Annotated in this window: 12 protein-coding genes and 1 pseudogene; 10 read left to right on the top strand and 3 right to left on the bottom strand. The window is 66.3% G+C overall.

The features are described from left to right. Nucleotides 1-160: 160 nt before the first annotated feature. Nucleotides 161-754: a flavin reductase family protein gene (locus BM083_RS08485; protein WP_089868530.1), complete on the bottom strand. Its 594-nt coding sequence runs from the start codon at nucleotides 752-754 to the stop codon at nucleotides 161-163. 224 nt (nucleotides 755-978) lie between these two features. On the opposite strand from BM083_RS08485, the gene BM083_RS08480 reads away from it, so the two are divergent. Then, a complete protein-coding gene (locus BM083_RS08480; RefSeq protein ID WP_089868528.1) occupies nucleotides 979-1,968 on the top strand; it encodes an aldo/keto reductase in 990 nt (329 codons plus the stop codon). Between the two features lie 209 nt (nucleotides 1,969-2,177). On the opposite strand, the pseudogene BM083_RS08475 reads toward BM083_RS08480, so the two are convergent. Together BM083_RS08475 and BM083_RS08470 are read right to left on the bottom strand one after the other, a co-directional pair. Beyond that, a pseudogene (locus BM083_RS08475) lies at nucleotides 2,178-3,113 on the bottom strand (FAD-dependent oxidoreductase); the annotation flags it as partial. 123 nt (nucleotides 3,114-3,236) lie between these two features. Next, the gene (locus tag BM083_RS08470; RefSeq protein ID WP_089868526.1) at nucleotides 3,237-4,580 is read right to left on the bottom strand and encodes an outer membrane protein assembly factor BamB family protein; all 1,344 of its coding nucleotides are present in this window, start codon (nucleotides 4,578-4,580) and stop codon (nucleotides 3,237-3,239) included. A gap of 182 nt (nucleotides 4,581-4,762) precedes the next feature. Between BM083_RS08470 and BM083_RS08465 the strand changes: the two genes are divergently transcribed. The 9 genes from BM083_RS08465 (at nucleotide 4,763) to BM083_RS08425 (ending at nucleotide 12,047) form a co-directional block, all read left to right on the top strand. Further along, nucleotides 4,763-5,371: a translation initiation factor IF-2 subunit beta gene (locus BM083_RS08465; protein WP_049893608.1), complete on the top strand. Its 609-nt coding sequence runs from the start codon at nucleotides 4,763-4,765 to the stop codon at nucleotides 5,369-5,371. 136 nt (nucleotides 5,372-5,507) lie between these two features. After that, a complete protein-coding gene (locus BM083_RS08460) occupies nucleotides 5,508-5,921 on the top strand; it encodes a DUF5789 family protein (RefSeq protein WP_089868524.1) in 414 nt (137 codons plus the stop codon). Between the two features lie 120 nt (nucleotides 5,922-6,041). Beyond that, nucleotides 6,042-7,094 (top strand): dipeptidase, encoded by a 1,053-nt coding sequence (locus tag BM083_RS08455; RefSeq protein ID WP_089868521.1) that lies wholly within the window; start codon nucleotides 6,042-6,044, stop codon nucleotides 7,092-7,094. Between the two features lie 54 nt (nucleotides 7,095-7,148). Beyond that, nucleotides 7,149-7,775 (top strand): HAD family hydrolase, encoded by a 627-nt coding sequence (locus BM083_RS08450; RefSeq protein ID WP_089868519.1) that lies wholly within the window; start codon nucleotides 7,149-7,151, stop codon nucleotides 7,773-7,775. Continuing rightward, complete coding sequence (gene cbiB / locus BM083_RS08445) at nucleotides 7,766-8,668, top strand: adenosylcobinamide-phosphate synthase CbiB (RefSeq protein ID WP_089868517.1); 903 nt, start codon at nucleotides 7,766-7,768, stop codon at nucleotides 8,666-8,668. Before BM083_RS08450 ends, cbiB begins: the two co-directional genes overlap by 10 nt. Then, complete coding sequence (cobS, locus tag BM083_RS08440; RefSeq protein ID WP_089868515.1) at nucleotides 8,659-9,456, top strand: adenosylcobinamide-GDP ribazoletransferase; 798 nt, start codon at nucleotides 8,659-8,661, stop codon at nucleotides 9,454-9,456. The genes cbiB and cobS overlap by 10 nt, the downstream gene beginning before the upstream one ends. Next, nucleotides 9,456-10,064: an NTP transferase domain-containing protein gene (locus BM083_RS08435; protein WP_089868513.1), complete on the top strand. Its 609-nt coding sequence runs from the start codon at nucleotides 9,456-9,458 to the stop codon at nucleotides 10,062-10,064. Before cobS ends, BM083_RS08435 begins: the two co-directional genes overlap by 1 nt. After that, complete coding sequence (locus BM083_RS08430) at nucleotides 10,055-11,047, top strand: nicotinate-nucleotide--dimethylbenzimidazole phosphoribosyltransferase (RefSeq protein WP_089868512.1); 993 nt, start codon at nucleotides 10,055-10,057, stop codon at nucleotides 11,045-11,047. The genes BM083_RS08435 and BM083_RS08430 overlap by 10 nt, the downstream gene beginning before the upstream one ends. Further along, entirely contained in the window at nucleotides 11,037-12,047 is a 1,011-nt protein-coding gene (locus BM083_RS08425) for a threonine-phosphate decarboxylase (protein WP_089868510.1), read from the top strand. The genes BM083_RS08430 and BM083_RS08425 overlap by 11 nt, the downstream gene beginning before the upstream one ends. Nucleotides 12,048-12,056 lie beyond the last annotated feature (9 nt).

The raw sequence follows: 12,056 nt of genomic DNA, 5'->3' as shown, positions 1-12,056 counted from the left end.
TGAGTAGGGAGCGGGAAGCGAGTGGATTCAAACCACCGTGACTTCGCTGCGCTCGTCACGAGCCCTCGTTCGCTTCGCTCACGAGGATGGGGAGAGCGGACTTCTCTGATTCCGACCGACGAGCCATCGCGAGCCGTCGGGACTCGGCGACGGAAGACGATTACTGCCACTCTCGGTCGACTTGGAACGGTTCGAGGCGAGCGTAGTACGAACCGGTCAATCGACCGACCGCATCTACTTTCTCGACGTCGATCTTTCCGTCGGTCAGTAGCTCGTCGTCGACGTGTATGTGTTCGATTCGTCCGAAGACGACGGTGTGGTCTCCGATGTCCATCGTGTCGTGTAGTGAGCACTCCATCGTCGCCTTCGCCGCAGCGACGAGTGGGACGTCTACTACCTCCCCTTCAGACCGGTCGAGTCCGGCGACGTCGAACTCGTCGACGTCCGAATCGACAGACTGGCTCGTGCGGTCCATCTGGTCGACGAGGTCGGTCGTGACGAGATTGAGACCGAACGCCTCCGTTTCGAGGACGTTCCGCGTCGAGTCTTTGAGTGTCCCGTCCACTCGGTCCTCGGCCGAGAACATGACGACCGGTGGGTTCGCCTCGATGATTCCCATGTAGAAACTGAACGGAGCCAAGTTGTCGACGCCGTCGACGCTCCGTGTCGACACCCACCCGATTGGGCGAGGGACGATGAGACTCGTCAAGAGACGGTACATGTCGTCTACGGCGTTCTCTGGGTTGATATCCACTGTCACCCATCGGGACACGACAGTAATAGGTGTTCGCTGAGCGTGTCTGACACGAACGCACGTACTGTGCTGTCAGCCACCGAGCGACGAAACCACCGGACGGTCGAGACGGCCGACGACTGTCGTGAGTGGTAATGAGCGACAGTTCGTGTGTGACCGAGACAGTGTAAGTCGAGAGACCTGACGCCACCGAAACTTACCCATCAGGAGTGCGAAGAGCGGGTATGGAGCAAAGAACACTCGGAACCACGGGGTACAGTGTCACCGAAGTCGGTCTCGGCACCTGGAACATCGGTAGCGACTGGGGTGACGTGAACGACGAAGAAGGACGTGAGGCCGTCCGAACGGCACTCGACGCCGGTATCGACTTCCTCGACACCGCCGACGTCTACGGCGACGGCAAGAGCGAACGCAACATCGGCACCGTGCTCGACGAACGCGACGCGTTCGACGACGTCACTGTCGCCACGAAGGCGGGTCGTCGACTCGACCCACACGAACCCGCTGGCTACAACCACGAGAACCTCGAACGCTTCGTCGACCGAAGCCGTGAGAACCTCGGTGTGGACTCGCTGGACCTCCTCCAGTTGCACTGTCCACCGACCCAAGTCTACTACCAACCCGAGACGTTCGACGCACTCGACGAACTGCGAGCGAGTGGGAGAGTCGACGCCTACGGAGTCAGCGTCGAGAAGGTCGAGGAGGGGCTGAAAGCCATGGAGTATCCCGGCGTCGAGACGATCCAACTCGTCTTCAACCCGTTCCGCCAGCGACCCGCCGACCTGCTCTTCCACGAGGCGAAACGACGCGACGTCGGCATCATCGTCCGCGTCCCACTCGCCTCGGGACTGCTGACCGGGACCATCGACCGAGACACCGAGTTCCCGGAGAACGACCACCGAAACTACAACCGCGAAGGCGAGGCGTTCGACGTCGGCGAGACGTTCGCTGGCGTCCCCTTCGAGGCCGGACTCGACGCCGTCGACGCACTTCGACCACTCGTCCCGGAAACGATGTCGATGGCGCAGTTCACCCTCCGTTGGATTCTCTCGTTCGACGCCGTCACGACGGTCATCCCGGGGTCGACGTCACCCGAACACATCGAGACTAACGTCGCCGCCGCAGACCTCCCGCCGCTCTCGGCCGACCAACACCAACAGGTCACGCAGGTGTACGACGACTACGTGCGCGAACACGTCCACCAGCGCTGGTAGACTGAACGACGACGTCTCTGGCCGCTTGTCACAGTCGACGGACCTCACAGATTCGACTGGTTGGACTGATTCAACTGAGTCGAGTCTCCGTGTCTCCAGTGCGATTTCCGGTACAATTCATCGAATTCATCGTTTTGATTTACGCGTACACGCACGCACGGCACCCGTAAACCAATATCCACGATATGAAATCGGGACTGCGGCTCTCGCTGTCGCTCGGCCGCTATCTCACTCGCTGCTCGAAGGATAGCGTCGTCGTCGACGTGTTCGAGCAGGCGCTCGTGGCCACGCTGGATGCGGCGTTCGATTTCGTCGTCAGTGAGATACGTCGCGAGGCGTCGCTCGATCTCGCGCTCACGAAGTTCGGTCAGTCGCGTCTCGTCGAGGCCGTGGTCGTCCGGCACCCGGTCGTCGAACCACTCTCGCCAGCGGTCCGTGTCGGCCCACTCGCCAGTCAGGTCGGCCTCCTGTCGAACCCAGTCCCAATGGCCGGCGACGTCGTCGGGATAGCCGACGTCACGTCGGATGTCTTCGAGAACGGTTCGGGCGACCTGCGCGCCGTGACCGGCAGACATGATAGCCTGCGCCTCGGCGTCCGACACCGGTGCTGCCACGTACACGCCGTCGAGCGGCGTCGTTCCGTCTTCGTTCGGATAGTCGCGGTCGAAGTGCTCGTGTTCGTCGTCGCCGTGTGTGTGCGTGACGAACATCTCGTCGCCACCGAGTGGACGGAGGAACTCGACGTCGTATCGAGCGGCCGCGACGACCCGTCTCGTCGTCACCGCCGTTCCATCTTGTGTCTCGACGGTGAGACGGCCATCTTCGGTTCGGTCGACCGTCTCGACCATCTCCCGAACGAGGGCACAGCCGGCTTCTTCGACGTGGTCGTGCAGCAACCCGTAGAACGTCTGGACGTCGATACCGGCCGGGAAGCCGAGATAGTTTTCCAGATACGCACACCGCTGAATCGAGGAGTTACCACGGTCGAGGACGGCGACATCGAGTCCGTACCGTGCGAGAAACACTCCTGCTGAACAGCCAGTGGGACCGCCGCCTACGACGACGACGTCGTAGTCGTACTCGGCGTTCGATTCGGTCTGGTCAGTCGGGTCGGCCGACTCAGCCGCTCCGGTGGCTTCTGACATGCATTTTAGGCCCACCTAAACATTGATAACTACGTCGCTTTTGGACAGCCCTAAAACCGAGAGCAAAGAGCAAAGATGAACGAGCCGGTTATCTAGAGACGGCTCTCTCGAACCGAGGTAGTGTCAGCAGTCTTCGTCCGGTTCGCCCCCTTCTCCCTGCGTCAGCGCGTACAGTTCGGCGTCCCCGCCGAAAGAGCGCTCGTCGCTCACGTACACCGCCCCGTCTGCGACCACGGGCGGCCAGAACTCGTTGTCGTCCGCGAACTCGTGGACGTCGAGGAACGCCCCGGCCGCCGTGTCGAGCGTCAGGAGTCCCTCGTTGCTCCCGAGGTAGAGCGTGTCGCCCGCGACGACGACGCCCACGTCGACGAAGAACGGATACGGCCCCCGCGACTCGTGTTGTCGCCAGCGCGTCTCACCCGTCTCGACGTCGAGCGCGACGAGCGAGTACGTGGAGAAGCCGACGACGCAGTAGACGGTGTCGTCGTCGACGGCCACCATGCCCGTGTGTCCGGTGACGAATCGCCACCGCTCCTCTCCGGTCCGCTCGTCGAGCGCGCGGATTGCGTCACCGCCTCTGATCTTCGTGCGCACGACGACCGCGTCGCCGACGGCGACGGACGTTCCGAACCCCGGCGCGGTCCACCGCTCTTCGCCGGTCGTGGCGTCGACGGCGTGGACCGTCTGGTCGGCTCGTGAACCGGCGGCGAAGTAGACCGTCTCCTCGCCGACGGCCGGCACCCCGCGCGTGGAGACGCCGTCCGAGTCCGGGTCGTCGATTTGGCACTTCCAGAGGACCGACCCGTCCGTCCGGTCGAGCGCGTAGAGCGCGTCGGGGAGCGCGACGAACACCGCAGCGTCTGTGAGCGCCGGGGCGGATGCGGGCGCACCTCTCTCCGACCAGAGCGTCTCTCCATCGCTTTCCGCTCCGTCGCCGCGGGCGAACGTCCATCGTTCGCTCCCGTCCGAGGGGTCCAGCGCGTGCAGACCGTGAGAGTCGCTGACGTAGACGGCGTCGGTCGTCGCGGCCGGCGCGCGCGGGTCGGCCGCCGGAGTCGTCCACGACACGGACCCGTCGTCGGCGTCGACGGCGTGAACGGCTCCCGTCTCCGAACCGGACGGGCCGTCTCGGGCGGGTACGTACAGCGTCTCGCCGACGACGGCGGACTGCTCGGACACCTCGCCGACGGGGGTACGCCACTTCGTCTCGAACGCGGCGCGCGGGGCGTCGACGGCGGGATTCGCGGTGTTCGCGGCGTTCGCGTTGTACTGCGTCCACCCGTCGATGTCGAGCGGACGTGTCAGGTCGCCGGCGACGTCGGCGTTCGTAGCCGCGTCGGTTCCGACGGACGAAGATGCGTCAGATTCGGCTTGGACGACCGAAGACTGTCCGAGCGCGGCGGCGCTTCCGGTAGCCAGTAGACCGACCGCTCCGAGGAACGACCGGCGGTTCGTGTCCGAAGACATGAGAGTCCGTACTCTGAACGCGTACGTTATTATCCACGCAGTAAGCAGTCTCCGCGTAGGGTTATCGTCGGGTTAAGACGACGAGTTCCGCGGTGGGTCCGACGGTCGAATTCGACACACCGTCGCGCCTGCGGGAAGTACTCTCTCGGAACGCCTATACGTGTCCTTCTCCACGAACCTCTATGGACTATCAAGCCAGTCTCGACCGGGCGCTCGACGCCGTCCCGGACCTCGGAGGGTCCGACGAGCGTCTCTCGGTTCCCGACCCGCAGGCACAGAAAGACGGGGCGTTCACCCGACTGACTAACCTCTCGTCTATCGCCGACGCACTGTCGCGCGACCCCGAGCATCTCCACTCGGCCATCCAGCGCGAACTCGGTACCGCCGGTCAGTACGCCGACGGCCGCGCTCGCTACAACGGGAGTTTCACCGCGCAGGACTTCGACGCCGCCGTCACGAGTTACATCGAGGAGTACGTCACCTGTTCGGAGTGTGGCCTCCCCGACACGCGACTCGTCATGGAGAACCGCAACCAGATGCTGCGGTGTGAGGCGTGTGGTGCGTTCCGACCAGTCGCAAAGCGCAAGCGCTCCAGCCAGCGCACGAACGTCCCGGACGTCGAAGAGGGCAAGACCTACGAGGTCAAGATTACCGGTACTGGCCGCAAAGGCGACGGTGTCGCCGAGAAGGGCAAGTACACCATCTTCGTCCCCGGTGCGCAGGAAGGCGACGTCGTGAACATCTACATCGAGAACGTCAGCGGCACGCTCGCGTTCGCTCGGCTGGCCTGAACTTCGCCTTCGACCGCTCTCGACCCTTTCCGACGACGTTTTTCGGCCGCTCGCCTCCGAGAGCGACCGCTCTGTGACGAGGTGAGACTACCGGGGGGCCACCACATCCTTACCGTTCCCAGCCGAATCCGGAAGTATGAGTGAGGACCACGACGCAACCGCTCCGAGTGTCGACAACGCCGAGAAGAAAGACAGCGTCACGGACAGCGCCGAATCTCGAAAGCACGAACGCGCCGAAGAGGTCGAACACGTCCTCAACGAGACGGAGACACTGCTTCGCGACCAGAAGTATCCGGTGACGACGGAGGAACTCGCCAGCGAGTACGCCGACCAACCGCTCGACTTGGTCAACGAGACGGAGTCGCTCGGGAGCGTCTTCGACCGAATGACCGACAAAGAGGAGTTCGAATCCTCCGAGGAGGTCCGCGAGGCGCTGTACAACGAACTCACCGGGAGCGCCGACGGACGCACCGAAAACGAGTACAACGAGGAGCGGGACGTCGGCGAGGTTGCTGAAGCCGAAAACGAGACGCAGCCAGACCGTCCGTAGCGTCGACGAGATTCCTCGACTCGGGGAGTTCACGGCACGACACTACCGGAAGGGAACGACAGGGGACGTAAAGTTGAGGTAGCCGCCCGTCGCAGAGCCAGTAGTTATTCTCTACGTCCCATGTCTCGTTCCGCTCCACTCGTCTTCGACGGTCACAACGACACACTGCTCGACTTACTGAACGCCCGCAGCGGGAACCGCTCCTTTCTCGAAGCGAGCGCGCGCGGACATCTCGACTTACCACGCGCACTGGCGGCCGGGTTCGGCGGCGGTTTCTTCGCGATGTTCACCCCGAACGAGGACGAACTCGACCTCCGGGAGACCGACGACGGCTACGAGGTGCCACATCCACCGACGGTTCGGACCGACTACGCCGCGGAAGTGAGTGAGGAACTGCTCGCGCTCCTCTCGTCGCTCGAAGCAGACGCCGACGGCGCGATTCGCGTCGTCCGGACCGCCGCCGAACTCCGCGACTGTTTCAGAGAGGGGACGCTCGTCGCCCTCCCGCATCTCGAAGGGGCCGAAGCCGTCAGACCAGACCTCTCGAACCTCACGGAACTCTACGACGCCGGGATTCGCTCCATCGGCCTCGTCTGGAGTCGAGAGAACGCCTTCGGCTACGGCGTCCCCTTCCGATACCCGTCCTCGCCCGACGTCGGCCCCGGACTGACGGACGCCGGTCGAGCACTCGTCGGCGCCTGCAACGACCTCGGCATCGTCGTCGACTGCGCGCATCTCAACGAACGCGGGTTCTGGGACGTAGCCGAGATATCGACAGACCCCCTCGTCGTCACGCACACGGCGGCCCACGCGCTCTGTCCGTCGTCGCGCAATCTGACCGACGAACAACTCGACGCCGTCGCCGAATCCGGCGGCGTCGTCGGTATCACCTTCGGCGTGAGCGACTTGCGGCCCGACGGCGAGTTCGACGACGACGTGCCGCTCTCGACTCTCGTCGACCACGTCGAGTACGTCGCCGACCGTCTCGGTGTCGACCACGTCGCCTTCGGGTCAGACTTCGACGGAACCACGATTCCAGACACGCTCGGCGACGTTCGCGGCGTTCCAGACCTGTTCGAGGAGTTGCGGACCCGCGGCTTCGACGACGACGAGTTGGCCCGAATCGCCCACGGGAACTGGTTCCGCGTACTCGACGAGACGTTGGCCGTCTGAGTTCTGTCGTTATCGACCACTAAGTTCAAGTCTACTTTCGGTAATCACGTCACAGTGGCAGTCTCCTTCGACCTGTTCGGAACGCTCGTCGACGTGTCGTACCCCGAGAACCCGGCACGAGCAGTCGCCGCTGAACTGGATGCGCGCGGCGTGGCCGTCCCCAACGACTGGGACGACGCCTACCGCGAGGTCCACATCGACGCGCCCGACGGGGCCGAAGTCCCCCTCCCCGCCCACGTCAGTGCCGCCCTCGCCAGTCGCGGTGTCGACGCCCCGAACAATGCGCCTCGACACGCCGTCGTCAGCGCGTTCGACCCCGACGTGACCAGGCGTCCCGGCGCGCGCGAGGCCGTCGCGGCCGCCGCCGCCCGCGGACCAGTCGGCCTCCTCTCGAACTGTAGCGTGCCGGAACTCGTCGGTCGGACGCTCGTTCGGGCCGACATCGCTCGCGACGACTTCGACGCCATCACCACGAGTGTGGCCTGCGGGTGGCGTAAACCGCATCCGGACGCGTTCACCACCGTCGCCGGCGCGCTGGGTGTCGACGTGAGTGACCTGATACACGTCGGCGACGACCCGGAGACGGACGGCGGAATCACCGAACTCGGCGGCACGTTCGTGGACGTAGCCGACGTCCCGCTGTCGTCGTTCCCCGCGTGGTTGGAGGACAGATGGGGCTGACGGCGACTACCGCCGTCGTCCTCGGTGCGGGGTTGGACGTCGTCTTCGCCGAACCACCGACGCGTGTGCACCCCGTCGTCTGGTTCGGCAAAATCGTCGAACCGTTCGACCGGGAGTGGTCGAACCCGCGGGCCGCGAGCGTCGTCGTCGCACTCGGCCTGCCGTTTCTCGCGGCGTTCGTCGTCTGGAGCGTCGTCGACGCCGTCGTGTCGATACTGCCGGCGGCCGGCGCACTGCTCGCGGCAGTCGTCCTGTTTTCGACGACGAGTCTCCGGATGCTCACCGACACGACGCGCGACGTCGTCGCCTTGACGGAACGTGACCTCGAGGCGGCCCGCACCGAACTCCGGGCGCTGGCCGGCCGTGACGCGAGTGCGCTCTCTCGCGGCGAGGTTCGGAGCGCGGCCGTCGAGAGTCTCGCCGAGAACCTCGCCGACGGACTCGTCGGTCCGCTGCTCGGGTTCGTGCTCTTCGCGCCGCTCTCGCTCTCGCTCGGGACGGCCGCCGCGGTGTGGGTCAAGGCGGTCAACACGCTCGACTCGATGCTCGGCTACCGGTCGAAACCCGTCGGCTGGGCACCCGCCCGCCTCGACGACGCGGTCATGTGGGTTCCGGCCCGCCTGAGCGCCCTCTTGCTTGCCCTCGCAGCACACGACCCGACTGCACTCCACCGTGCCCGTGAGGACGCCCGCGTCCCGAGTTCGCCGAACTCCGGGTGGCCGATGGCGACGCTCGCCGTCGCACTCGACGTCCGACTGGAGAAGACCGGGCACTACCGACTCAACGCCGGTCATCCGCTCCCGACGGCCGTCGACGCGGAACACGCCGTCCGCGTCGTCACCGGAGCAGGCTTACTCGCCGTGGCGCTCGCCGGAGTGGTAGTGTGGTTCTGACGGCCCTCCGCGGCGGCGTGGCCTTCCTCACCCGTCTCCCTGTCGGCGGCGGCGAAGCCGAGTGGGACGCCTTTCGGCGGACACCAATCGCGTTTCCGCTGGTCGGCTACCTCGTCGGCGTGTTCGCGGCCGCGCCGTTCTTCCTCCCGGCGCTGCTCTCGGCACTTCCGCTCGTCCCGCGCCTCCCGCCGCTCCCGCTGAACGCCGCCGTCGCGGGCTATCTACTCGCGCTCTACGCGACGACCGGTATCACTCACGCCGACGGCCTCGCCGACGTCGGTGACGCCTTCTCGGTCCACGGCGACAGCGAGCGTCGACTGGCAGTGCTCAAAGACTCCGAGACGGGCGTCGGCGGAACGCTCGCCGTCGTCCTCGTCGTCGTCGCACTCGCGCTGGGTGCGCTCGGTCTCCCGACGAGCGGGTGGGGTGTGTTTCCCGCACTGCGTCTCGTCGTCGCCGCCGAGGTGGCCGCGAAGATGGCGATGGCGCTGCTCGTCTGCGTCGGTCGGTCGCCGCACGAGGGACTCGGGGCACAACTCGTCGACAGCGTCGACGGCTGGTGGGTCGTCCCCGTACTCACGCTCTCACTGCCCCTGTTACTCGTTCCCGGTCCGGCCACCGCGGGTGCACTGGCCGCACTCCTCGTGACGCCCGTCGTCGCCCTCGGTGTCGGCTGGTGGGCGACGCGCACGCTCGGCGGCGTCTCCGGCGACGTCCTCGGCACCGCGAACGAACTCACCAGACTCGTCGCGCTGCACGCGGGGGTGGTCGCGTGGACGTACTTCTGATGTGCGGTGGTCGGGGAACACGACTCGGCGGCGACGTCGAGAAGCCGCTCGTCGAAGTGGGCGGGGTTCCGATGGTCGACCGGGTGCTCGCCGCTCTCGACGGGAGTCGCCTCGGCAACGTGCACGCCGTCGTCTCGCCGCACGCGCCGGCGACGCGCGACCATCTCGAACTCGAACTCGAACGACTCGAACGCCACGAGCGGGACTGTACACTCGTCGACGCGCCCGGCGAGGGCTACGTCGCCGACCTCGGCTACGCACTCGAACTCGACCGCGTGGAGACGCCCGTGCTCACCGTCGTCGCCGACCTGCCGCTGCTCGACGCCGAGGTGGTCGACACGGTACTGGACCGGTTCGACGCCGTCACCGGAGACGCACCTGGCGACGACCCGCCCTCGCTCACCGTCTGCGTGCCCGCCGCGGTCAAGCGACGACTCGGCGCGAGCGTCGACACGTCGTTCGACCACGAGGGACGAGAACTCGCACCGACCGGCGTGAACGTCGTCGCCGGAAGCGACGACCACTTGTACTGCAGTCACGACATTCGACTCAGTGTGAACGTGAACCGACCTGCAGACCGAGAACTGGCGGAGGGACTGTGCGACTGATTCTCGTCGCTGGGACGACGGCGACGGCCGAGATAGACGGTATCAGTGCCGCGGGCGCGGACAAAGACCTGCTCGGCCACACTCCCGGTGCGGACGCAGAGCTACTCACCTACGGCGACGTCGTTCGGGCGCCCGAGGTGCCGATGAGTCCGACTGGCTGTCCGACGCCTGCACTCGTCACGCGGGCGGCGCGGGAACTCGCCGGGTTCGACGTGGTCACCGTCGACGGTGGCCTCGGCATCCCGACCGGTGCCCCGACCGTGACGGTCGGTGCGCGTCCCGGTGGCGACATCCGCGAACAGGACCCCGTCCCGAGCGCACCGGGTGCGTTCGAGGCGGCCCGGCAGTTCGGCTGGAAACTCCCGGCCGAGGAGTTCGTCCTCGGCGAGACGATACCCGGCGGGACGACGACGGCACTCGGCGTCCTCCGCGCACTCGGCGAGGAGTGGAGCGTCTCCTCGTCGCTGCCGGAGAACCCGATGGAACTGAAAGAGGAGGTCGTCGCAGCGGGACTGGAGGCGAGCAACCTCCAAACGGGTGACGCCGCGGGCGAACCGAAGACGGCCGTCCGACGCATGGGCGACCCGGTTCTCGCCGTCGTCGCGGGGCTCACCGTCGGCGCGCTGGAGACGGGGACGCGCGTCGTCCTCGGCGGCGGGACGCAGATGTTGACCGCCGCCGCCCTCGTCCGACACGCCGGAATCGAGGCGCCGCTGTCGCTGGCGACGACGTCCTACGTCGCCGACAGCGTGCCGGACTTCGAAGCCGCCGCCAGTGCGCTGGACCTCGGTGTCACCGTCTCCGACCCCGGGTTCGACGCCGTCGACCACGTCGGTCTCGCGAGTTACGCCGAAGGGGTCGCGAAAGAGGGTGCAGGCATGGGCGGAGCGCTCGCCCTCGCCGAGCGAGCGGGCGTGTTAGACGATGTGGCAGCCAAAACGTTTGACTCACTCCAGCGTCTGGAAGTGGACAATGGACCCTGAGTCCCTCCACGACGTCGCACACGTCCCTCACGGCGGGGTCGCTGACGCCGATATTCTCGATTTTAGCGCCAACATCAATCCCGTCCGCCCACGCGGGGCGTCGACCGTCTACGACGCCGCGTTCGCCGCCTCGACCCAGTACCACACCGACGACTACACCGAGTACCGGACCGCCGGCGCCGACTACGCTGGCTGTGACCCCCAACACGTCATCCCGACCGCAGGCGGACTCATCGCCATCCGACTGGGACTCGGTGTCACCGTCAGTCCCGGTGACTCGGTGGCCGTTCCCGCCCCGAGTTTCGGCGAGTACGCCCGAGAAGTCCGTCTGCAGGGTGGCGAACCCGAGTTCGTCGACGCCGACACGGTGCTCGACATCGACCCCGAACCGCACTCGGTCGTCGTCGTCTGTAACCCGAACAACCCGACCGGCCAACTCTACGACCCTGGCGAACTCCAGTGGTTCGCCCAGCAGTGCCGCCGGGCGGACACGACGCTCCTCGTCGACGAGGCGTTTCTCGACTTCACGGAGTCGCCCTCGCTCGGCGGGATGCGCGGCGTCATCGTCGCTCGCTCGCTGACGAAGATGTTCGGTCTCCCCGGCCTGCGGGCGGGCTACGTCGCCGCGAGCGGTGACTTACGCGAACGACTCGAAACCGCTCGGCCGGCGTGGGGCCTCAGCACTCCCGCCGCCGACGTCGGCGCGTACTGCATGAAGCAGACCGAGTTCGTCGAGGAGACCCGCGAACGCGTCCGACGAGAGCGGACGCGGATGGCTGACGTCCTCGCCCACGAGTTCGACGTCAGACCGTCGTCGGCCCCCTTCCTCCTGCTCGACGTCGGTGACCGCGACGTCCAGACCGTCGTCGACACGACGCGCGAACGCGGCGTCGCCATCCGCGATGCGACCACCTTCCGCGGGCTGGATTCGCACGTCCGCGTCGCCGTCAAACGAGCGAAGGAGAACGACCAACTGCTCGAAGCACTCCGAGGCGTCTGAGGGGCGACG

The sequence above is a fragment of the Halogranum rubrum genome (assembly GCF_900114455.1).
Lineage (GTDB): Archaea > Halobacteriota > Halobacteria > Halobacteriales > Haloferacaceae > Halogranum > Halogranum rubrum.
Note: the sequence above shows the minus strand (reverse complement) of the source record. Positions and strands in the feature narration are given on the sequence as shown.

What these genes read in the sequence shown, in the direction of transcription:
- BM083_RS08460 (WP_089868524.1), top strand. Translation starts at nt 5,508, where the DNA reads ATGAGTGAGGACCACGACGCAACCGCTCCGAGTGTCGACAACGCCGAG.
- BM083_RS08480 (WP_089868528.1), top strand. Translation starts at nt 979, where the DNA reads ATGGAGCAAAGAACACTCGGAACCACGGGGTACAGTGTCACCGAAGTC.
- cbiB (WP_089868517.1), top strand. Translation starts at nt 7,766, where the DNA reads ATGGGGCTGACGGCGACTACCGCCGTCGTCCTCGGTGCGGGGTTGGAC.
- BM083_RS08465 (WP_049893608.1), top strand. Translation starts at nt 4,763, where the DNA reads ATGGACTATCAAGCCAGTCTCGACCGGGCGCTCGACGCCGTCCCGGAC.
- BM083_RS08470 (WP_089868526.1), bottom strand. Translation starts at nt 4,580, where the DNA reads ATGTCTTCGGACACGAACCGCCGGTCGTTCCTCGGAGCGGTCGGTCTA.
- BM083_RS08455 (WP_089868521.1), top strand. Translation starts at nt 6,042, where the DNA reads ATGTCTCGTTCCGCTCCACTCGTCTTCGACGGTCACAACGACACACTG.
- BM083_RS08435 (WP_089868513.1), top strand. Translation starts at nt 9,456, where the DNA reads ATGTGCGGTGGTCGGGGAACACGACTCGGCGGCGACGTCGAGAAGCCG.
- BM083_RS08425 (WP_089868510.1), top strand. Translation starts at nt 11,037, where the DNA reads ATGGACCCTGAGTCCCTCCACGACGTCGCACACGTCCCTCACGGCGGG.